We start from the raw sequence: 21859 nt of genomic DNA on the forward strand, positions 1-21859 counted from the left end.
TGTTCCGGCAGCTAATAAATTAGAAGAATGATTTCATAGGTGAGCAAGTGATTGATTCGGATGGATTCCGCCCGAATGTCGGTATCGTTATCGCCAACGCGCATGGCCAAGTTCTTTGGGCTCGACGCGTGGGTCAGGATGCCTGGCAGTTTCCCCAAGGAGGGATAAACGACGGTGAGTCGCCCGAAGACGCGCTCTATCGCGAGCTTTACGAAGAAGTGGGGCTTGAGCAGGCCGATGTCGATGTTCTGGCCTGCACCCGTGGCTGGTTGCGCTACCGCTTGCCGCAAAGATTAGTTCGTCACGGCAATAAACCCCTTTGCATTGGTCAAAAACAGAAATGGTTTCTGCTGCAGATGCGCGGTGATGAAGGCAAAATCAATTTTGATCGCGGCGATAAGCCCGAGTTTGATCACTGGCAGTGGGTGAGTTACTGGTACCCCTTGGGCCAAGTGGTGTCTTTTAAGCGTGAAGTTTATCGCCGGGCTATGAAAGAGCTGGCGCCTCGGCAGGCGCGCTTGGTTAAAGACCATCTGCCGGGAGCGGGCGGATGATTCTCTCTGAGCTGCGTTCCATAGTTCAAGCGGTTAATGCAGCAAAAGATCTGCAGGCGGCACTGAATATTATTGTTCACCGGGTTGCCGAGGTAATGGGTACCGAAGTGTGTACGGTGTACCTGCAAGACCCGGAAACCAAGCGCCTTATTTTTATGGCGAACCGCGGTTTGAATCCGGATTTGATTGGCAAGATCAGTCTGGGCGCAAACGAAGGTCTGGTTGGTCTGGTGGCGCGGCGTGAAGAGCCGTTGAACTTGGATAATGCCGAGAGCCATCCCAACTTCCTATTTTTACCCGGTATTGGTGAAGAGCATTACCACTCTTTTCTCGGCGCGCCGATAATTCATCAGCGCGGTGTTTTGGGCGTTCTGGTTGTTCAGCAGAAAGATAGCCGCCGTTTCAACGAAGATGAAGAAGCGTTTCTAGTAACCATGTCGGCCCAGCTGGCCGGGGTTATTGCTCATGCCCGCGTGACCGGGTCGATTACTGCAGATGCCGGTGCTCCGGCAAAAACCGCTGTTTTTAAGGGGATTGCCGGTGCCCCAGGTGTGGCGATTGGGCAGGCGGTGGTGGTTGTGCCGGCGGCGGAATTGTCCTCGGTGCCGCGTCGGCAAATCGACGATCCAGAAGCGGAGGTCGAACGCTTTAAGTCGGCGCTGTGTTCGGTGCGCGATGATGTTCGAGACCTGAGCAGCAAATTGCAGGGCCAGCTTTCCTCTGAGGAGCTAGCGCTGTTCGATGTATACCTGCGTATTTTGGATGACGGCCACTGGGTTTCTGAGGTCATCAATAAAATCCGCTTGGGCGAGTGGGCGCAGGGCGCCTTGAGTCAGGTGGTGCTGGCTCACGTCAATGCTTTTGAAACCATGGAAGATGAATACTTCCGCGACCGGGCGACGGATATTAAGGATCTAGGTCGTCGTGTGCTGGGCTATTTACAGGCCGATACCGAAGTGGAATCTGCTGAATATCCGGACAATACCATTCTCTGTGGCGATGAGTTGACCGCCTCCGTGTTGGGTGAGGTGCCTCGGGAAAAGCTGGTTGGCTTGGTGTCGGTTAAGGGCTCAAGTAACTCGCACGTTGCTATTTTGGCGCGGGCCATGGGTATTCCCACTGTGATGGGTGCCAGCGACCTGCCCTACACCCAAATTGACGATGCCAATTTGATTGTCGATGGCTACAGCGGCAGCGTTTATTACAACCCCTCGCCAGATGTCTTCGAGCATTTTCGGGTTATCTGCGAAGAAGATCAGCAGCTTAATCGCGGGCTGGAAAGTCTGCGTGATTTGCCCTGCGAAACTTTAGACGGCCACCGTATGCCGCTGTGGGTCAACACCGGTTTGATGGCCGATGTGGCGCGCTCGTTGGATCGCGGTGCTGAAGGCGTGGGGCTGTATCGTACTGAAATTCCCTTCTTACTGCGTGAGCGTTTCCCCTCGGAAGAGGAGCAGCGGCAAATTTATCGCGAACAGCTTTTGGCCTTCGCGCCGTTGCCCGTTACTATGCGCACCTTGGATATTGGCGGCGATAAGGCCTTGCCTTACTTTCCGATTGAAGAGGAAAACCCCTTTCTGGGCTGGCGTGGAATTCGCGTTACCCTCGATCACCCCGAAATCTTTTTGGTTCAGGTGCGGGCCATGCTAAAGGCCAGTGAGGGCCTGAATAATCTGCGCATCATGTTGCCGATGATTAGCAATGTGGAAGAGGTGGATGAAGCCCTGCGCTTGGCGCGTCGAGCTTACGATGAGTTGGTCGAAGATGGTTGGGATATCAGTTTGCCACCCATTGGCGTTATGGTTGAGGTGCCGGCGGCGGTAAGTCAGGCGCGGCAATTAGCGCGGCGAGTCGATTTTCTCTCAGTGGGCAGCAATGACCTGACCCAATATTTGTTGGCGGTGGATCGCAACAATACCCGCGTTGCCGATCTTTATCATGCTTATCACCCGGCGGTGCTGAGCAGTCTTTACACGGTAGTTGAAGCGGCTCATGCGGAAGGCAAGCCGGTGGGGATTTGTGGCGAGCTGGCTGGTGATCCCGGTGCCGCGCTGCTGTTGATGGCGATGGGCTTTGATATGTTGTCGATGAACGACAATAGCCTGTTGCGGGTTAAAGCCGTGATTCGCAGTGCCAAAATTGCCGATAGCCAAGCGCTATTGGAAAAGGCGATGGAGGCGGAAACCTCAGATCAGGTGCGCACCATTCTTAAGGCGGCCATGGTGGATGCCGGCGTTGAACGCCTGCTGCAGCCGGTTTCTTAACAGCGGTTAATTCCTTTTATTAGCCGTCTTCCTTGGTAATAGCTTCGGCAATAATTTCGCCGCCCTCGCTCAATGAAAAATAATGGGTGGCTAAAGGCCGTTGCTCGTTGCCGTAATTTCTCTCCCAAAACTCCTGTCGACCGTCGCGGTGCTGAAACACCACGCAACTTGAGCGGGTGCCGTATTCGGGGCTGCGCACAAAGCGTGTAGACAGCACTCGGTCGAAATCGTCTTCCGACTGTGTGGTTATGGTGTCGTCCATCAACATGGAAAAGAGTGCTTCACGGCTATAGGTGCTGCCTGAAAGTTTGGCCAAATCGCGCTGTGCAAGCTGGGTTTTGGGGTTTTGCTGAGTGAGGGCGATATTGCCGAGTACGTATTGGCCGCGCTCAAGAGTCTTGAAGCCCGCCGCAATATTATTGCTATAGGCAAGAGTGTGGCCGTCGCATACCGCGAGATTAAACGGGCGATAGTCGTTTTTTTCCGGCTCTAGCTCGGCGAGAAAAGCGGCGCTGTCTTGTTGGCTGAGTAAAAAATCTTGCACGAGCTGTCCGCGGCTGCGTTCGCCCTCGGCTGGAACTTCTCGCAGATTGGTCACCGCCGCAAAGCGTCCATTGCGCTGAATCGCCAGCCAACTGCCACCGTATTCTTGATCGCGGCCGCCGAGAATCTCGGGCTGATCATGCCAAAAGTGGGCGGCTAATGTTGGCCGCGCAAAGAATTCGTCACGATTGGCGGCGACAATAAGGGGGCGTGTTGAGTCTTGCTGCCAAGAAAGAAAAATCAGGCACATGGTCTTTTTATTTGCGTTTGGTTTTCCCGTTTCTGCCGTCATAATAGCAAGCTTTGAAAAACTGGGCTGGCCATGTTCCTTCTTATTTATTTGGCATTGGGCGTTTTTGCGGGTTTAACGGCCGGTGTCTTTGGTATTGGCGGCGGCATGATCATAGTGCCCGGGCTGATCTACTGTTTTGCCTTGCAAGGGGTGGGTGACACCGTTGCTGTGCATATGGCGGTAGGTACATCGCTGGCAACCATTGTGATGACGTCAATTAGTTCGGTGCGTACGCACCACAAACTGGGCAATGTCGATTGGCAGACGTGGCGCTTTTTGGCGCCGGGCATTGCATTGGGTGTGATGCTTGGTGTGGCGGTGGCCAGCCAAATGTCAGGTAGTTGGCTGAAATTAGTATTTGCGATATTTGCGTTTCTGATCGCTTTGCAAATGTGGTTTGGCGTGACGGCGCACGGGGGCAGAAACTTACCCGGTAAGGCGGCGTTGTCTGCCACCGGCAGCGGTATAGGTTTTCTTTCTGCGCTGTTTGGTATCGGCGGTGGTTCACTTACGGTGCCGTTTTTGAGTTGGTGTAATGTGCGCATGCAGGCGGCGGTGGCGACCTCGGCGGCCTGCGGTTTACCCATTGCCATTGTCGGTGCGATCAGCAATATGGTGGCGGGTTACGGTCATCCAGATTTACCCGCGTGGACAACGGGCTATGTGTTTTGGCCGGGATTTTTAGGCATTGTGTTATTGAGTACGCCCTTTGCGCGTATTGGCGCTAAGTTGGCGCAGGGTTTGTCTGGCGCAAAACTTAAGCGTAGCTTTGCGGTCTTTCAGTTCGTTGTCGCTTGTTATCTTTTCTATGGAGCCCTGTTCTAATGTTGCATCACCCCAATATTGATCCGGTCGCGGTAGAGCTTGGGCCGCTGGCGATTCACTGGTATGGCTTGATGTATTTAGGCGGCTTTCTGGCCGCGTGGTATTTGGGCAAGATGCGCACGCGTAAACCGTGGAGCCCGGTTAAAGAAGAGCAGATCGATGATCTGATTTTTTACGGGGCCATGGGAGTGATTCTCGGCGGTCGTGCCGGCTATGTGATTTTTTATAACTTCGGTCAGTTTTTAGACGACCCGCTGTGGCTGTTTCGCATCTGGGAAGGTGGCATGGCTTTCCACGGTGGTTTGCTTGGCGTAATGATTGCCATGTGGCTGTTTGCGCGCAAAATTGGCCAGCCGATGTTCGCGGTGTGGGATTTTATTGCGCCACTGGTGCCCATCGGTTTGGGACTGGGACGAATTGGTAACTTTATTGGGCAGGAGTTGTGGGGGCGCCCGACTGATGCTTGGTACGGTATGTTGTTTCCGCGTGATCCCATGCAGTTGGCGCGTCACCCCTCGCAGTTGTATCAAGCGGCGCTGGAAGGCTTGCTGCTGTTTTTGATTCTCTATTTTTACACCCGCAAGCCGCGTCCTTTGCTGGCGACATCAGGATTGTTTGGTCTGTGTTATGGCTGCTTCCGATTCCTGGTTGAATTTGTGCGCGAGCCAGATGCCCATATTGGCATTGATGCTTTTGGCTGGATGACGCGCGGGCAGGAACTGTCGCTGCCAATGATTATCGCGGGGGCGGCACTGATGATTTATGCTTACCGCCGTGAAGCGAAACAAGCGAGAGTGTGAAATGCAGCAATATCTGAATTTATTGAAAGACGTCAGAGACAATGGCGTTGATAAGGGCGATCGCACGGGCGTGGGTACGCGCTCGGTGTTTGGTCGCCAGCTGCGTTTTGATCTGAACGAAGGTTTTCCGCTGCTGACCACCAAGAAGGTTCATCTGCGCAGTATTATTTATGAGTTGCTCTGGTTTCTGAACGGCAGTTGCGACAATAACTGGCTGCGTGAACGCGGCGTGACCATCTGGGATGAATGGGCGCTGGAGAATGGCGATTTAGGGCCAATTTACGGCAAGCAGTGGCGGAGCTGGGCTTGCCCTGATGGCAGCACCATCGACCAGATTACCGAAGTGGTGGACATGATTCGTCGCAAACCGGATTCGCGCCGCCTACTGGTAAATGCGTGGAATCCCGCAGACTTGCCGAATGAGTCGATCAGTCCGCAGGACAATGTGCGTGCGGGCCGTGCGGCGCTGCCGCCTTGTCATACGCTTTTTCAGTTTTATGTTGCCGAGGGCAAGCTGAGTTGTCAGCTCTACCAGCGCAGTGCCGATCTGTTTCTGGGCGTGCCATTTAATATTGCCAGCTATGCGCTGCTTACCCATATGATTGCCCAGCAGTGCGATCTTGGTGTGGGGGATTTTGTGCACACCTTTGGTGACTGTCATCTTTACCTCAACCATTTGACCGACGATATTGTGGAAGAGCAGTTGCGGCGTGAGCCGCGCGCACGGCCAACGCTCAAAATAAAAAGGCGTCCGGATTCGGTGTTCGATTACGACTTCGACGATTTTGAGTTCGAAAACTACGACCCTTATCCGGCGATAAAAGCGCCGATAGCGATTTAAGTTATGGCGGTCACGATCTGTCAAATTGTTGCCATGAACCACCAGCGGGTGATTGGTATTGAAAATCGCCTGCCTTGGCATCTGCCTGCAGATTTGCAGCATTTCAAAAAAACCACGCTCGGCAAGCCGATTGTGATGGGGCGCAAAACCTGGGAGTCCTTGGGGCGGCCATTGCCCGGCCGCGAAAATATTGTGATTACCCGGCAGTCAGATTTTGTTGCTGAGGGTGCTCACGTTTGCGCTTCACTCGGTGCCGCGCTTGAGCTTGCGAGTGAGTTTGCAGAGCAGGCTGGGTTAGATGAGGTGATGGTGATTGGCGGTGCGCAAATCTACGCTGAAAGCCTTCCGCTCTGTCAGCGGCTCTACCTCACCGAAGTGGATTATCCCCTTGAGGGAGATGCCCATTATCCAGAGCTGGATTTAGCACAATGGATGGAGTCTTCTCGAGAGTGTTACAACTCCGGCGATGATGGAGCGCCAAAGTATTGTTTCGTGACACTGGAACGAAATCCTACATAACAAGTCTGAAAACAAATTTGTGAAAGGGTTCTCAGTGGGTCGGGCTGGTTTTTCGCACGATCCTGTAACCATATTTCACACATTGGTAACAGAGCCAAGCTTAAATATTATATTACAAAACATTTAGCTTTCTCGTTGATTCTTCTAAATGCCCGTGCTTAAAATAGCACCCGCTGTATGAAAGCACGGCATCGCCTGCCGTACGGCTAAGAGAAGATAATAAGCTTTGCTTTCACTAAAACGTCCCAAATAGGAAAAGCGATTCCCATGAAAATGCATCGATTGAAAACAATCGCGCTTGCAGTCACTGCGACTGCCGGCGTATTGGCTGGATCGTCTGCTTTCGCCGCTGAGCAGCAAGCTGCTCCGGCTGCCGAAGCAGCACAACCCGCTAAGCCACTTGTTCCCGTAAGCCACGTGATCAAAGTGGGTGAGCGCCGCACCGCAGACGCTAAAAAGTCTCAAGTGCGTATCGACCGCCTGGCTGCTGAAACTGGCGACCTGTTGCAAGACTACAAAACTGTGATGAAGCAGGTTGACGGTCTGCGCGTGTACAACGCCCGTTTGGAAAAGCAAATCTCTAACCAGGTTCGCCGTATTGCCGGCCTGGAAAAGTCAGTTGCTGAAGCCACTGTTATCCAGCGTCAAATCGACCCGCTGCTGCAGCGCATGATCGACGGTCTGCAACAGTTCGTTGAGCTGGACGTGCCTTTCCACAAGGAAGAGCGTGAAGAGCGCATTGAATTCCTGATGAGCAACATGGAGCGCTCCGACCTGAGCATCGCGGAGAAATTCCGCCAGGTTTTGGAAGCTTACAAAATCGAAAACGAATACGGCCGCAAAATCGACAGCTACGAAGGTGTAGCAATGGTTGATGGCGCTGAGCGCAACGTGAACTTCCTGCGTATCGGCCGCATTGGTCTGCTGTATCAAACAACTGACGGCGAGCACTCAGGTGCTTGGGACCAAGGTCAGCGTCAGTGGGTTGAACTGGATGCCGGTGATTACCGCGGCGCGATCCAAAAAGGTCTGCGCATTGCTCGTAAGCAAGCGTCTATCGATATCATGAAACTCCCAGTTTCGGCTCCGGAGGCTGCTAAGTAATGAAACGTAATTTTTTGAAAGCCGCCGTTTTCGCAATTGGTGGCACAATCGCAATGGCCTCTGCTCCTTTGATGGCGCAAGAAGCCAAGTCTCTGGATGAGCTGCTGGAGCTGGTGAAGCAAGGTCACGTTAAAGACCTGCGCGAAGCTAAAGCCCGTGAGCAGCGTTTCATCAGTGCTCGTGCTGATCAGCAAGCAATGCTGAACCAAGGCAAGAACACACTGGCTGCTGAAGAGAAGCGTTCTGCAACTCTGGAAAAGCAGTTTGAAGAGAACGAATCTGTTATTAACGAAAAATCTCGTCAGCTTAAAGAGCGTCTGGGTACCCTGACTGAACTGTTTGGTCACCTGACTTCTACTGCGGGCGACCTGCGTTCTAACTTCCAAAACTCGCTGATCAGCGTTCAGTATCCTGGCCGTGGTGATTTCATCGACAGCCTGATCGAAAAAATGTCTGGTGCTGAAGAGCTGCCAAGCATTGAAGAGATCGAGCGTATTTGGTTCGAACTGCAGCGTGAAATGACCGAGTCTGGTCGCGTTGTTAAATTCCGCACTGCAGTAACTAGCGCTGGCGGTGAGAAGAGCGAACAGGACGTTGTTCGTGTAGGTACCTTCAACCTGGTTAACGCCGACGGTGAATACCTGCGCTACAGCCCAGAAAACGGCTCTCTGCAAGTACTGGCTCGTCAGCCATCTGGCCCATACATGGGTTGGGCGGAAGAACTGGCTCAAACCGGCTCAGGCAATGCGGCTTTCGGTGTTGACCCAACAGGTCCTACTGGTGGTTCTTACCTGGCGGCGCTGATCGACAGCCCAACTCTGGAAGAGCGTTGGCACCAAGGTGGTGTGGTTGGTTACGTAATCACTGCCGTTGGTGTGCTGTCTATGCTGATCGCGGTATGGCGCTTGATCGTTCTGTCTATCGAAGACATGAAAGTGAACAAGCAGCTTAAGAGCAGCAAAGCGATGGACAACAACTCTCTGGGTCGCGTACTGAAAGTACACGAAGAGAATCCAAGCATGGATTCCGAAACTCTGGAGCTGAAACTGTCTGAAGCGATCCTGAAAGAAACGCCACGTCTTGAGCGTTCTTTGAACCTGCTGAAGATCATTGCTGCGGTTGCACCGCTACTGGGTCTGCTGGGTACCGTAACCGGTATGATCATCACCTTCCAGGCAATCACCATCTTTGGTGCGGGTGATCCAAAAGCAATGGCAGGTGGTATCTCTGGTGCACTGGTAACTACAGTACTGGGTCTGATCGTAGCGATCCCAACTGTACTGCTGCACACCTTCGTGAGCGGTCGCGCTAAGAAAATCCTGCACGTTCTGGACGAGCAGTCCACCGGCATCATTGCCGAGCACACTGAAGGACGCGCGGGGTAATAAGCGATGTACCAAATCAATGAATGGGTTGAGATCATTCGGCGATTCATGGATGCAGGTGGCGATGTGCTCTGGGCCATCGCCGGCCTCACCTTCGTCATGTGGACTCTAGCTCTTGAGAGAGTTTGGTATTACAAGTTCGGCCTTGGTAAAGACGTAAGTAGCGCAGTAAACACTTGGGAGGCACGCTCAGAGCGTAAATCCTGGAATGCGCACCAGATTCGCGAAAAGCTGATTTCAGAGGCTTCTCTGAAAATCCAAGCGAATCTGCCGATGATTCAGACCATGGTAGCGCTTTGTCCGCTGCTGGGTCTGCTCGGTACGGTAACCGGTATGATTGAAGTATTTAACATCATGGCGGTAACAGGTGGCGGTGACGCCAAATCCATGGCTGGCGGTGTTTCCAAAGCAACAATCCCGACAATGGCGGGTATGGTTGCAGCTCTGTCGGGCGTGTTTATCAATACTTATATCACCAGTATTGCTAGCCGCGAGACCGAGCTTCTGGAAGACCATCTGACAACCGATCACTAAGAGAAAAAGCATGAGAAAGCACAGCAAAGGAGCCGAGGAATCCTCCGGCGAAATCGACCTGACGCCGATGCTCGACGTGGTATTTATCATGTTGATCTTCTTTATCGTCACGGCGTCTTTTATTAAAGAAGCGGGCGTTGAGGTTAACCGTCCCGAGGCATCCACCTCGAGCAAGAAAGAAAACGTCAATATTCTGATTGCAGTTACTGGTACCAATGAAATCTGGATCGACAAGCGCCGTGTAGACAAGCGCGCTGTTCGCTCCGTTGTCGAGCGTATGCACGCTGAAAACCCGAAAGGTGCTGTGGTTATTCAGGCTGATAAAGCCTCGAATACTGAAACAGTGGTTTCGGTTTTGGATTCCAGCCGCGCGGCTGGGGTATACGACGTTTCATTGGCTACTGAAGATAACTAATCGATATGAATATTCGACTTCTGATCGGTGCCGCACTGGCATTTGTGGTGACAGCAGCGCTGTTCATCATCATGCCATATCTGATCGAGTCAGCTGACAAAACCCTGGACGACAAGCCCCGGACCAAGTTGGCCGATATTCAGATGCCGGACACCAAAATTGAGGCAATGCGGGACTCTAAACCCGAGAAACCCAAGCAGCCGGAAGAGCCGCCACCAGATATGGAACAGCCGGAGATGGAAGACATCAACCCGGATCTGGAGGCAGTGAATATGGCGCCAGCACAAGCGTTGGATATGACCAATACAGCAGGCGGTTTGTCAGCCTCTGACGGTGAATATCTGCCAATTGTTAAGGTTGCTCCTATTTACCCACGTCGGGCACAGAGCCGCGGTATCACCGGTTACTGTACTGTTCAGTACACCGTAACTAAATCAGGTACTACGCGCGACATCATGCCAGTTGAGGGTGAGTGTCAACCGCCGGGCTATTTCGAAAGTGCTTCTGTTAAAGCCGCTGCGAAATTTAAATATAAACCGCGTGTTGTGGACGGTGAGCCAATTGAGGTTCCAGGCATCCAGAACCGCTTCACCTACGAGTTGGAAAAATAATGTCCGATCACTTGTACACGAAAAAATCGCGTCCAGTGCTGGCCAGTATGGTTTGTTCCATCGCTCTGGGTGCGGCGGTAACCTTCGCGCTGCCATTGGTAAGCACCGCGCTGTCTCCTGTAATGGGTAGCAGCGTCGGTATTGCTCAGGCAGCCGAAGATGCCAAGCCCAAGAGAAGCACTCGCCGTACACCAGCGATTCGCGCAAAAGTCTTTGAAAAGCTGAATGAAGCGCAGGTTGCCGCAGAAGAGAAACGCTATAAAGATGCTATTAAGCTTCTTAATGATCTGCGTGACACTTCCGGTAAAAATGCGCTGAACAGCTATGAGCTAGCTAACCTCTACAACCTCTATGCGTTCGTTTACTTCACCATTGAAGATTACGACAATGCATTGAAGGCCTATCTGAATGTTGTAAAACAGCCAGATATTCCTGAGGCCATGGAGCTGAACACCAAGTTCACCATCGCTCAGTTGTACTTTGTAAAAGAAGATTACAACGGCGGTGTTAAAACCCTGCTGGAATGGTTTAAAGCCAAGAAAGATTTGGGTGAAGATCCGGGTGCCAATGCTTACGCACTGCTGGCGCAGGGTTACTACCAGCTCAAAGATTTGACCAAAGCACTTAAATACATTGAAGTGGCCATTGATGATTATCAAAGCCGCGGCAAAGTACCTAAAGAGCAATGGTGGGGTCTGCAGCGTTATCTGTACTACGAGAAAAACAACATCGATAAGGTGATTGCGATTCTCGAAGAGTCGATGAAGCACTACCAGAAGAAAGCCTACTGGTTGCAACTCTCGGCGATGTACAACGAGAAAAAGCGTGACTCAGATGCAACCGCTGCGATGGAAGCTGCTTACGAGCAAGGCCTGCTGACTGGCGACAAAGAACAGATCAATATGGCGTATCTGTTCCTGTCACAGGAAGTGCCTTACAAGGCTGCCAAAGTGCTGGATAAAGGCATTAAAGATGGGACTATCCCTTCAACTTCTAAAAACCTTGAGCTGCTAGGTAATGCTTGGCGCCAGGCGCAAGAAGTGAAGAAAGCGATTCCAGAAATGGAAAAAGCGGCGGCGAAATCCGATAAGGGTGAGCTGTGGTCTCGTTTGGGTAACATCTACCTCGACAATGATGAGTTTGAAAAAGCGGAAGATGCGCTGGAGAATGCCTTCAAAAAAGGTGGCCTCAAGCGTCCGGAGCAAGCTTTCCTTGTCTTGGGTATGGCTCGATATAATCTGAAAAAGTACGATGGTGCTAAGAAAGCGTTTAAAGAAGCGCTGAAAAGTGACAGTACTAAAGATTATGCCAAGCAGTGGATGACCTTTATGGATCGCGAGCTGGCTCGCCAAGCCGCACTGGCTGACGGCTGATCTTAAACTTCTGGTTTAATGTATTTATGACTAAGGCGCCTTTTGGCGCCTTTTTTGTTTTCGGCTTGTTTTTGAGAAAACAATAGAGACAGCTATAGTTAAAAAATAAAAGCCAGTTAATGAGCCGGGGGAATGTTTGAAGAGATGGATTTTTCTGACAGCAGTCAGCTTCTTATATTTAGGTCAGCCTCTGTTTGCGGAAGAGCTCAACGAGCAGGGCGCATTAACGCGCACATGGAATGCCGCTGAGACTATGCGCGATGTGTGGTCGACCCGCTGGGTGGGCTTCGCGGAGAATATCGACCACTACTTGTCTGGCAGTCCCGATGAGCCAGTTAGCCCAGAGGACAATCGTAGTTATTTAAAATTACAGTTGCGGCAGAGCTTCCTTAAAGTCGGTGAGCAGCAAAGCGATGTCAGGCTGCGTGCCAAGGTGGATTTGCCGAATACCGAACAACGACTGAAGCTGTTCTTTAGCAGTGACCCAGACAGCGAGTCTGATGTGTCAGAAAGAAGCAGTAGTCTGTCATCCGGTGAGCGTGTTCGGCGGGATGGTTCGGTGGCGGGTTTAGAGTTGGCACCGCAAAGTCCTTGACATCAATGGAAGCGTTCAATGCGGGTGGGGGCAAAATTGCGCTCGTCATTGGTTCCCTACACTCGGTTAAGATTTCAAAGAAAATACAATGAACACGCCGGTTGGCTGCCAGTGTTTAACCAAGAATTCGCCTACTTTCACGATAACGGCTGGGAAGAAACTTCTGAACTCAGGCTGGTTCGCCAAGTGAATGAGCGTACCAATTTAAGTTATCTGAATTCGCTGGAGTTTCAGGATAGAAATAACTACTTTAGCAATCTCCAGTTGTTCACAGTGCACCGAAAAATAAATGAGAAGTGGTCACGGGATTTTCGTCTTGGCGCGATTTACTCTAGTCAAAACGGGGGGCAGGCTGATCGCTATTTCAGTCAGCTTAATTTTTATCAAAAAGTGCATGAAGACTGGGTGTTTTTTGCCGTGAGCCCGGAGCTTTATTACGACCGGGAGAATGCGTGGAAGTCCGCCTATGCGCTCAACTTCCGTTTCGATGTCTATTTTTCAGAATAATAAAGAGGTGTGGTGTGGCTAAGTTTGATTACGTTGGTAAGAAACGCGAAGACGTGCGGGCGATCAGTCAGCGTGAAGAGCGAATGGTACAGCCGATTCTGCGCTGGGCCACCAAGCTGAATATCTGGGTTTTCAAGGCCAGTGGTGGGCGCTTAATGAAGACCTTTTTGGGTAAAGCGCCAATTTGTGTGGTGACGACGACGGGCGCAAAAACCGGTAAGAAGAGGGAAATCGCCCTGATAGATATTAATTGGGGCGACAATAAAATTTTAGTGGCTTCCAAAGGGGGAATGAGCAAACACCCCGTTTGGTATTACAACGTGAAAGCGAATCCATTGGTGGAAATTCTTGCCGAGGGCGGGCGCAGAACCTATCAAGCTCGCTTGGCAACGCCTGAAGAAAAGAAAGAAGTCTGGCCTGTATTGGTTGGTGTTTATGAAGACTTTGATGAGTATCAGGCCCGAACCGATCGTGATATCCCCGTTTTTATCTGCGAACCTCTTGCCTAGTAAGCGCGATGTACGACGCTGCGTAAAATAAGTTCCTAGCTTAATTCATCTAGCCATTCCAGTGGCCCAATTTGTGCTTGTGTAAAAAAAGAATACAGGAGCAGTACGGGTGCATATGGAATGTGTCTGCAAAAATTACGCAGCAGCAAATTTCATCCGACAAAATTGAATTAATGTCATAATTTTCCCACGTTGGCAGGCTAAGATTGCCGGTCTGACAAAATCTGGGCGCGTGGTTACTAGGAGTAGGTATGAGTATTCGGGTGGCGATAAATCACAACACCTATTACAGCTTTGATCGTGATGTGACACTTTCCCCCCATGTTGTTCGTCTGCGCCCGGCGCCGCATAGTCGCACGCCGATCCATAGCTACAGCATGAAGGTAAAGCCTGAAGGTCATTTTCTTAACTGGCAACAGGATGCCTTTGGCAATTATCTTGCTCGGTTGGTGTTTCCGGAGAAGACCCGCGAATTCAGTGTAGAAGTTGAGGTTATTGCCGAGTTAACCGTCATTAATCCCTTCGACTTTTTTGTTGAGGAATATGCGGAAGCCTTCCCCTTTAAATACCCCAAGCAACTGCGTAAGGAATTAGGGCCCTATCTGGAAAAACAAACCCAGGGGCCGCTGTTTAAAAAAATGTTGGCCGAGCTGAAAAAGCCGGAAAAACATATCATCGATTTTCTGGTGCGGGCCAACCAAACCGTTGAAAAAGCCATTGAATACAGCCTGCGTTTTGAGCCGGGCGTGCAAGACCCCGAAGAAACGCTGGAATTGGCCAAGGGCTCATGCCGGGATTCGGCATGGCTGATTGTCCAATTATTCCGTCATCTTGGGCTGGCGGCACGCTTTGCTTCCGGCTATCTCGTACAGCTTACTGCGGATGAAAAAAGTTTGGACGGCCCCAGTGGGCCAGAGCAAGACTTCACCGACCTGCACGCGTGGTGCGAAGTGTATTTGCCTGGTGCCGGTTGGGTCGGCTTAGACCCCACCTCGGGCCTGTTTGCTGGCGAAGGGCATATCCCACTGGCTTGTACGCCAGACCCGATTTCTGCCGCGCCGATCGAAGGCTTTACCGATGAGTGTGAAGTCGATTTCGATTATTCCAACGAGGTAACGCGGGTTCACGAAGATCCACGCGTGACCAAACCTTACAGCGATCAGCAGTGGGCCGATATTCTTAAGCTGGGCGAATCCATCGACAAGGTTTTGCAGGCCAACGACGTTCGCCTGACCATGGGCGGCGAGCCCACCTTTGTTTCGATAGATGATATGGAATCCGCTCAGTGGAATACCGAAGCGCTGGGGGCTGAAAAATTACGGCTAGCGAAAACCTTGTTATTACGAATGCGCGATCATTTTGCGCCCAAGGGTTTGCTGCATTACGGACAAGGAAAATGGTATCCCGGTGAGGAAGTGCCGCGTTGGGCGCTGGGCTTGTTCTGGCGTACTGATGGCGAAGCCTTGTGGAGTCGCCCAAATCTTTTGGCGCGGGTAGATCAAAATTACGGCCACGACATTGTTATGGCTAAGCGCTTTTCCAAGGCCTTATGCGCCAAGCTCGGCGTTGAGGCGCGCTATGCCCAGCCCGCTTATGAGGATGGCCTGTACTACTTGCTGCAAGAGCAAAAGGTGCCGCCAAATATCGATTTGCTCGCAGCTAAAATGAAGGGCGATTTAGGGCGTCGTCGTCTGTCTCGTTTGTTGGAAAAGGGCATCGAAAATCCCACCGGATTTATATTGCCGCTGGAGTGGAATTACTTTTCTCAAAGCTGGCAAAGCTCACGCTGGAAGGTGAAGCGCGAACGCCTGATTTTGACGCCGGGGGATTCCCCCATGGGCTTGCGTTTGCCACTGGGCGACCTTGCCACAACGGTCGAGGAAGAGTATCCGCCCGAGCGCGATCCCTTTGAGCCGAGAGAGCCGCTAAAAACGCGTGAAGTTTATCGCGATGGTCAGGCGCATATGGATGTGGCGCCGGGCATGTCTGGCTATTCTTCTGCAATGTCAGGCGGGCAAACGGTTACTCCTCAAACTGCAGCGCCACAAACATCGCGCAAATCTTCATCGCAGTATGTGATTCGTACGGCGCTGTGTATTGAGCCGCGCGATGGCAAGCTGCATATCTTTATGCCGCCTTTTTATGCCTTAGAACACTATGTGGCGGTGCTGACTGTGCTGGAAGATCTGGCCGCTGATTTTGATGCGCCGTTGATTATTGAAGGCTATGAGCCACCGCGCGATCCTCGCCTGCAAAAATTGCTGGTTACGCCAGATCCCGGTGTTATCGAGGTAAATATTCATCCAGCAAATAATTGGAAAGAGCTGGTTGCCAATACGGAAGAGCTTTATAAAGCGGCGCGTGAATCTCGACTCGGCACCGAAAAATTTATGCTCGATGGCCGCCACACCGGCACTGGTGGCGGCAACCATATTACCTTGGGCGGGGCATCGCCAGCGGACAGCCCGATTTTGCGGCGTCCGGATTTACTGCGCAGCTTGGTGAGTTACTGGCAGCACCATCCCAGTCTTTCTTACCTGTTTTCCAGCGCCTTTATCGGCCCGACCAGTCAAGCGCCGCGCTGTGATGAAGGTCGGGACGAAATGCTCTACGAAATGGAAATCGCTTTCCAACAAATGCCAGAGGGTTTAAGTGATCAGCCCTGGTTGATTGACCGCCTGATGCGCAACCTGCTGATTGATGTGACCGGTAATACCCACCGCGCTGAGTTTTGTATCGACAAACTCTATGCGCCGGGAAGCGCGACCGGTCGCTTAGGTTTACTAGAGTTTCGCGGATTCGAAATGCCGCCCCATGCGCGCATGTCTTTGGTGCAGGTGTTGTTGATTCGTGCACTGGTAGCGCGCTTTTGGAAAGAGCCTTACCGCAAGCCCCTTGTTCGCTGGGGGACATCACTGCACGATAAATTTATGCTGCCGCACTATATTTGGGCGGACATTAAAGAAGTGGTGGCGGATCTGCGCGCCCACGGCTTGGATTTTGATAGTGACTGGCTGCTGCCCTTTGAGGAGTTCCGCTTCCCACATTATGGCCGCACCACAATCGACGACATCGAGATTGAGTTGCGCTGGGCGATTGAGCCTTGGCACGTGCTAGGTGAAGAAATCGGTAGCTTTGGCACCTCGCGCTATGTGGATTCCTCGGTGGAGCGTTTGCAAGTGCGAGTGAGTGGGCTGACCGATAGCCGTTATGTTCTCGCCTGTAATGGCCGCCGTGTGCCGCTGCGCAATACTGGCAAGCACGGTGAGTATGTGGCGGGTGTGCGTTATCGCGCATGGGCGCCGCCGTCTGCGCTACACCCCACAATGGGCGTGCATACCCCTTTGGTATTTGATTTGATCGATACCTGGAATGGCCGCTCAATTGGCGGCTGTACCTATCATGTGTCCCATCCCGGCGGTCGCAGTTATGAGACCTTCCCGGTAAATGCTTTTGAGGCGGAGTCGCGGCGCATTAATCGCTACGATACCACTAGCTATACACCGGGGCCGTTCACGCCAAGGCCCGATATGGATGCCCTGCGTGAAGTCTTCGTCAGCCCAGCGCGGCCGATGGCGCCGCCGCCGGAAGAGTCGCCGGGTGAATATCCACATACCCTTGATTTGCGTCGCCAAGCCAATTGGATCGGCTGAATAAATACAACTGGTGTAAACACGACAGATTTGTTACTTTTCCGGGCGCTGCCGGGGTGTGAAAATGCCTCGCAGTGCCGGTAAAGATAACAACAGCAAGAGTCGTTTAGCACCACATGAAATTGCCCCTTCCCGTTCTGAATTTTCTCAAACGCCGCGCCGCTGATATTAGCGCTCGCACCCCAAGCAAAGTGATTGGTGTTGAATACCTGACTCGCTGGCATGTGCTGCCGAAAAACCCGCTGTTCAATGTGTATCTACACCATGTGCAGGGCAATGACCCTGACACCCATCTGCACGATCACCCATGGTTGTTTAATTGCTCGATTGTGTTGCGCGGCGAGATTGACGAGACCTTGCCCAAGCGTCACCGGGTATTAAAAGAAGGGACAGTGACCGGCCGTATGAGCCGAGCGCCACACCGTTTGGACTTGCGCAGCAACGACAGCCTGACCCTGTTTTTAACTGGGCCGAAAATTCGGCGCTGGGGTTTTTATACTGAAAAAGGCTGGGTAGATAGCGATCAATATCTGCGGCAAGGCGGCGATGGCCGTGCAGTGAATACGCAGTATTTGTCAGACAATGCAGCGGAGCGAATCACTAATTAACGCGGCTAAGCGCGACATTAATTAGCGATCCGTAATAGCAAGTTCGCGGAATTAATCTTCTGCTATGGCAGTGGGTTGAGCCAGTGCTTCACCTAAACGCGTCGGCGTACCGGCCTCGAATTTATCCAGCCACTCGATTTTGTCCTGACCAAATAACAAAATCACGGTGGAGCCGAGTTTAAAGCGTCCCATTTCTTCGCCTTTTTTCAGCTCAACTATTGGCGCGGGCTGGTCGTAATCAGTCACCCGAACGCGGCGCTCAAGTGGTGCGACCTGACCTTCCCACACGGTTTCAATTCCCGCCACAATCATCGCGCCAACCAAAATCATCGCCATGGGGCCGTGCTCGGTATCGAATACACATACGGCGCGCTCATTGCGGGCGAACAGATCATTTACATTTTCTGCGGTCGTGGTGTTAACCGAGAACAGTTGGCCGGGAATATAGTGCATGCTGCGCAGCTTGCCGTTAACGGGCATATGTACGCGGTGATAATCCTTGGGCGAGAGATAAATAGTGGCAAAGCTGCCGCCAAGAAACTCCGCCTCAAGAGCTTTGTCGCCGCCGAGCAATTTCAGCAAGCTGTAGTCTTGGCCCTTGGCTTGAAAAATCCGTCCGGCCTTAATGTCGCCAAGCTGGCTAATGGCGCCGTCGGCGGGGCAGGCTAGCAAGTTGCCTTCCGCCAGTGGGCGCACACCATCGCGCAGTGCGCGGGTAAAGAAAGCGTTAAAGTTAGCGTAGGACTCGGCGTCAGACTCTTGTGCCTCTTCCATTTGCACGTCATAGGCTTTGATAAACTGCTTGATCAGCAGATTTTTTAGCCACGGCAGGCGAGCTTCCGCAAGTTTGCCAACCAGTCGCGAGAGCAGGTGCTGGGGCAGAAGATACTGGACAATAATAAAGACGATTTTCAAAACCAAATTCCCTGTTTTTTGGGTGTTCAATAAATTGGGGTGGCCCGATATTGCGGAGAGTGTAACTGGAGTTCGATGGGCTGGGTAGTTTTCCCCACTCGTAAAAAGTGCCGTCGCGCAGCTCGATTAGTTTTGCCGCGCAGGGCGATTAGTTTTCGCTAATGCTGGCAATAATCTGCCGATAGCTGAATAAGCGCTCGGGAAATATCTTGCCCTGTTCGGCCGCTTCTAAAAGTGCGCAGCCCGGCTCTTGTTCGTGGCGGCAGTCGCGGAAACGGCATAGTCCCAAGTAGGGGCGAAACTCGATAAAGCCTTGGCTAATGGCCTCGCGATCTAAATTCCACAGTGCGAATTCTCGAATTCCCGGCGAGTCGATCAGACTGCCGCCGGCGGGAAAATGAAATAGCCGGGCAGTAGTGGTGGTGTGCCGGCCTTTGGCAGTGGCTTCGGAGAGTTCGCCAACCCGAGTGTCAGTGCCGGGCAGTAAACAGTTAATCAGTGAGGACTTACCTACGCCAGATTGCCCAACAAATACGCTGATATGGTCGTTCAGCGTGTTACTAAGGTCATCCAAGCCATGCTCGGTATGTTTGGAGGCTTGAATTAATGGGTAGCCGATAGCTTGGTAGCGCTCGCACATGGCGAGTAATTTCTGATGCCGCTCAGAATCGATGAGGTCAGCTTTGTTTAGTAGCAGCAGGGGGGGAATCCCTACGGTCTCAGCGGCGACCAGATAGCGGTCAATCAGATTGGCGTGGGCCTCGGGTTCAACGGCAAACACAATCACAATGCGGTCGATATTGGCGGCCACCGGTTTTAGGCGATTGAAATTATCTGGGCGCTCCAGCAGAGATCGTCTGGTTTGGCGGGCCACAATTACGCCGGTAGGGTTGCCGGCCTGCCAGACCACGCTGTCGCCGGTTACCAGCGCTTCAATATTACTGCGCACATGGCAGCGCTGACGCTGACCGTCTTGTCCTTCTACTTCAACTTGCTGGCCGAAATGGCTAACAACCAGCCCTTCTTGTTCTGGGCCGAGAGAGCCGTCGCCAAGGCTGGAGTCCAAGGCAGCATCGCGCTTTGCGGCGCGTTCGCTGCGTTCCTGCTGGATTTTTTCAATGCGCCAGCGCTGTTGTCGGCTAATTTTGCGTTTGCTCATTTGCGGAGCTGTCGTCATCCAAACTTCAAACAATGGCGCTATCTTAACCGATGAACTGCTACAATTACGGTTTTTGTGCGCCAAAGTCGGCTGGATTTAAGCCGAACGCTGGGGGCGATATTTTTGCGGAGTGCGTTATGCCGGTAAAACAACAGCATTTAATCTGGATCGATCTGGAGATGACCGGTCTCGACACCCTGAATGATCACATTATTGAAATTGCGACCGTTGTCACCGATGAGAACCTCAATATTGTGGCGGAAGGCCCGGTGTTGGCCATCCACCAGTCGGATGAGGTGTTGGCGGGTATGGATGAGTGGAATACCAATCAGCACGGAAAATCGGGCTTGCTGAAGCGGGTGCGTGAAACCGGTATGAACGCCATTGAGGCCGAGCGCCTGACGTTGGCGTTTCTGGATAAGCATGTGGCACAGGGTGCATCACCCATGTGTGGCAATAGTATTTGTCAGGATCGTCGTTTTCTCGCCCGCGAAATGCCGAAGTTGGAAGCCTTTTTCCACTACCGCAACTTGGATGTCAGCACGCTGAAAGAATTGTGTAAGCGCTGGCGTCCTGATCTGGCGGATTTTTCTAAGTCTTCAAAACACTTGGCGCTGGATGATATCCGCGATTCTATTAACGAGCTGAAGCACTACCGCGACCACTTCTTGCGTATTTAAATTCGGCTGCGCTGCTGAGTCAGCGCCCAGTCAATATGCTCGCGGGCATTGTCATCGGCAACTGCCCGCTGCGTTTCTAGTGCTGTTACTATTCGTTCTGAATAGGGCGCATTGCCCAAGCCCACCGCTAGATTGCGCAGCCAGCGTTGATAGCCAATACGGCGAATCGGCGAGCCTGCAGTGCGCTGTTCAAACTCCGCTTCACTCCACATAAATAGTGTGATCAGCTCGCTGTTGTCTAAATTGTGGCGGGGCTGAAAGTCGGGTTCCGGGCTGTGCTCAGTAAATTTATTCCACGGGCAAACCAGCTGGCAGTCATCGCAACCGAATACCCGGTTGCCCATTTTGGGCCGCAGCTCTTCGGGAATACTGTCTTTCAATTCAATGGTGAGATAAGAAATGCAGCGCCGGGCATCGACTTGATAAGGTGCGACAATGGCGCCGGTGGGGCAGTCTTTAATACAGGCCGAGCAACTGCCGCAGTGGCCGCTCTCTTGTGGCGGGTCTAGCGGCAGTGGTGCGCTGGTGTATATTTCGCCGAGAAAAAACCATGATCCCGCCCGTTGATTAATCAACATACTGTTTTTACCGATCCAGCCGAGGCCGGCTTGTTCGGCAAAGCCGCGTTCCAGTACCGGAGCGCTGTCAACAAAGGCGCGATGCTGGCCGCCAATTCGCTCCTCTATTTTTTGCGCTAACTGGGAGAGGCGTTTGCGAATGAGCTTGTGGTAATCCCGGCCCAAGGCGTAACGGGAGATATAGGCGTGATCAGGCTTGTTGTTAATGAGTTCAAGCGGGTTGCCCTGTGCAGGTTCGTCGCTGGGTAAATAATCCATGCGCGCTGAGATAATGCGCACCGTGCCGGTTTGCAATTGATCCGGTTCACGGCGAAGGTTTTCGCGCTCCTGCATATAGCCCATTTCACCGTGGTATTGCTTGCTTAGCCATTGCTGTAAGCGTTCGGCGTGAATGCCGGGGGTGGCCGGTGCAATTCCAATATTGGCAAAGCCCAATTCCTCGCCCCAGCGCTTAATGTCGGCTGCCAGTGCGGCCATGGCCGAATCGGAAAGGTCAGCGGAGGTGGCGGTCACAGGATTACTCGGGCTCAGTTGCAGGGTATGATGTGGCGAATTCTACACTCTTAATGTCTGTCATGTTGATTTCACTCTGAGT

Annotated in this window: 22 protein-coding genes; 18 read left to right on the forward strand and 4 right to left on the reverse strand. The window is 52.3% G+C overall.

Features of this window, described 5'->3' with window-relative positions; genetic code table 11:
- The first annotated feature begins 47 nt into the window (after window positions 1-47).
- Both rppH and ptsP read left to right on the forward strand, forming a co-directional pair.
- Window positions 48-554 carry an RNA pyrophosphohydrolase gene (gene rppH / locus IB286_RS02590; RefSeq protein ID WP_190762123.1) on the forward strand — a complete coding sequence of 169 codons (507 nt, stop codon included), beginning with the start codon at window positions 48-50 and terminating at the stop codon, window positions 552-554.
- Entirely contained in the window at window positions 551-2818 is a 2268-nt protein-coding gene (ptsP, locus tag IB286_RS02595) for a phosphoenolpyruvate--protein phosphotransferase (RefSeq protein ID WP_223826052.1), read from the forward strand. The genes rppH and ptsP overlap by 4 nt, the downstream gene beginning before the upstream one ends.
- Window positions 2819-2837: 19 nt before the next feature.
- Here the strand turns inward: ptsP and IB286_RS02600 are convergent, their stop codons facing one another.
- Entirely contained in the window at window positions 2838-3653 is an 816-nt protein-coding gene (locus IB286_RS02600) for an NRDE family protein (RefSeq protein WP_190762136.1), read from the reverse strand.
- 30 nt (window positions 3654-3683) lie between these two features.
- On the opposite strand from IB286_RS02600, the gene IB286_RS02605 reads away from it, so the two are divergent.
- The 15 genes from IB286_RS02605 to IB286_RS02675 all read left to right on the forward strand — a co-directional run bounded on the left by IB286_RS02605 (window position 3684) and on the right by IB286_RS02675 (window position 17932).
- The gene (locus tag IB286_RS02605; RefSeq protein ID WP_190762137.1) at window positions 3684-4478 is read left to right on the forward strand and encodes a sulfite exporter TauE/SafE family protein; all 795 of its coding nucleotides are present in this window, start codon (window positions 3684-3686) and stop codon (window positions 4476-4478) included.
- Window positions 4478-5278 carry a prolipoprotein diacylglyceryl transferase gene (gene lgt, locus IB286_RS02610; protein WP_190762143.1) on the forward strand — a complete coding sequence of 267 codons (801 nt, stop codon included), beginning with the start codon at window positions 4478-4480 and terminating at the stop codon, window positions 5276-5278. The genes IB286_RS02605 and lgt overlap by 1 nt, the downstream gene beginning before the upstream one ends.
- 1 nt (window position 5279) lies before the next feature.
- On the forward strand, window positions 5280-6119 hold the full coding sequence (locus IB286_RS02615; protein ID WP_190762146.1) for a thymidylate synthase: 840 nt from the start codon (window positions 5280-5282) through the stop codon (window positions 6117-6119).
- 3 nt (window positions 6120-6122) lie between these two features.
- Window positions 6123-6638 carry a dihydrofolate reductase gene (locus IB286_RS02620; RefSeq protein ID WP_190762147.1) on the forward strand — a complete coding sequence of 172 codons (516 nt, stop codon included), beginning with the start codon at window positions 6123-6125 and terminating at the stop codon, window positions 6636-6638.
- Between the two features lie 267 nt (window positions 6639-6905).
- On the forward strand, window positions 6906-7742 hold the full coding sequence (locus IB286_RS02625; RefSeq protein WP_190762149.1) for a DUF3450 domain-containing protein: 837 nt from the start codon (window positions 6906-6908) through the stop codon (window positions 7740-7742).
- Complete coding sequence (locus IB286_RS02630; RefSeq protein WP_190762150.1) at window positions 7742-9127, forward strand: MotA/TolQ/ExbB proton channel family protein; 1386 nt, start codon at window positions 7742-7744, stop codon at window positions 9125-9127. The genes IB286_RS02625 and IB286_RS02630 overlap by 1 nt, the downstream gene beginning before the upstream one ends.
- Before the next feature lie 6 nt (window positions 9128-9133).
- A complete protein-coding gene (locus IB286_RS02635) occupies window positions 9134-9661 on the forward strand; it encodes a MotA/TolQ/ExbB proton channel family protein (protein WP_190762151.1) in 528 nt (175 codons plus the stop codon).
- Window positions 9662-9671: 10 nt separating this feature from the next.
- Entirely contained in the window at window positions 9672-10076 is a 405-nt protein-coding gene (locus IB286_RS02640) for an ExbD/TolR family protein (RefSeq protein WP_190762152.1), read from the forward strand.
- 5 nt (window positions 10077-10081) lie between these two features.
- The gene (locus tag IB286_RS02645) at window positions 10082-10687 is read left to right on the forward strand and encodes an energy transducer TonB (RefSeq protein WP_190762153.1); all 606 of its coding nucleotides are present in this window, start codon (window positions 10082-10084) and stop codon (window positions 10685-10687) included.
- Window positions 10687-12060 (forward strand): tetratricopeptide repeat protein, encoded by a 1374-nt coding sequence (locus tag IB286_RS02650; protein ID WP_190762154.1) that lies wholly within the window; start codon window positions 10687-10689, stop codon window positions 12058-12060. The genes IB286_RS02645 and IB286_RS02650 overlap by 1 nt, the downstream gene beginning before the upstream one ends.
- A gap of 136 nt (window positions 12061-12196) precedes the next feature.
- Complete coding sequence (locus IB286_RS02655; RefSeq protein WP_190762156.1) at window positions 12197-12655, forward strand: hypothetical protein; 459 nt, start codon at window positions 12197-12199, stop codon at window positions 12653-12655.
- Window positions 12656-12766: 111 nt separating this feature from the next.
- Complete coding sequence (locus IB286_RS02660; RefSeq protein WP_190762158.1) at window positions 12767-13162, forward strand: hypothetical protein; 396 nt, start codon at window positions 12767-12769, stop codon at window positions 13160-13162.
- Window positions 13163-13176: 14 nt separating this feature from the next.
- Complete coding sequence (locus IB286_RS02665) at window positions 13177-13671, forward strand: nitroreductase family deazaflavin-dependent oxidoreductase (protein WP_317889679.1); 495 nt, start codon at window positions 13177-13179, stop codon at window positions 13669-13671.
- A gap of 251 nt (window positions 13672-13922) precedes the next feature.
- A complete protein-coding gene (locus IB286_RS02670; protein WP_190762160.1) occupies window positions 13923-17324 on the forward strand; it encodes a transglutaminase family protein in 3402 nt (1133 codons plus the stop codon).
- Window positions 17325-17440: 116 nt separating this feature from the next.
- On the forward strand, window positions 17441-17932 hold the full coding sequence (locus IB286_RS02675; protein WP_190762162.1) for a hypothetical protein: 492 nt from the start codon (window positions 17441-17443) through the stop codon (window positions 17930-17932).
- A 51-nt stretch (window positions 17933-17983) separates the two neighbouring features.
- On the opposite strand, the gene asd is transcribed toward IB286_RS02675, so the two are convergent.
- The gene (gene asd / locus IB286_RS02680; protein WP_190762163.1) at window positions 17984-18847 is read right to left on the reverse strand and encodes an archaetidylserine decarboxylase; all 864 of its coding nucleotides are present in this window, start codon (window positions 18845-18847) and stop codon (window positions 17984-17986) included.
- Between the two features lie 148 nt (window positions 18848-18995).
- Window positions 18996-20006 carry a small ribosomal subunit biogenesis GTPase RsgA gene (gene rsgA, locus IB286_RS02685; protein ID WP_190762164.1) on the reverse strand — a complete coding sequence of 337 codons (1011 nt, stop codon included), beginning with the start codon at window positions 20004-20006 and terminating at the stop codon, window positions 18996-18998.
- A 137-nt stretch (window positions 20007-20143) separates the two neighbouring features.
- Here rsgA and orn point away from each other — a divergent pair, with 137 nt between their 5' ends.
- The gene (gene orn, locus IB286_RS02690) at window positions 20144-20686 is read left to right on the forward strand and encodes an oligoribonuclease (RefSeq protein WP_190762165.1); all 543 of its coding nucleotides are present in this window, start codon (window positions 20144-20146) and stop codon (window positions 20684-20686) included.
- Here the strand turns inward: orn and queG are convergent.
- Complete coding sequence (queG, locus tag IB286_RS02695; RefSeq protein WP_317889680.1) at window positions 20683-21777, reverse strand: tRNA epoxyqueuosine(34) reductase QueG; 1095 nt, start codon at window positions 21775-21777, stop codon at window positions 20683-20685. The genes orn and queG overlap by 4 nt on opposite strands.
- Between the last annotated feature and the right edge of the window lie 82 nt (window positions 21778-21859).

Origin of the sequence: Spongiibacter pelagi, assembly GCF_014705705.1 — a bacterium.
Classification (GTDB): Bacteria; Pseudomonadota; Gammaproteobacteria; order Pseudomonadales; family Spongiibacteraceae; genus Spongiibacter; species Spongiibacter pelagi.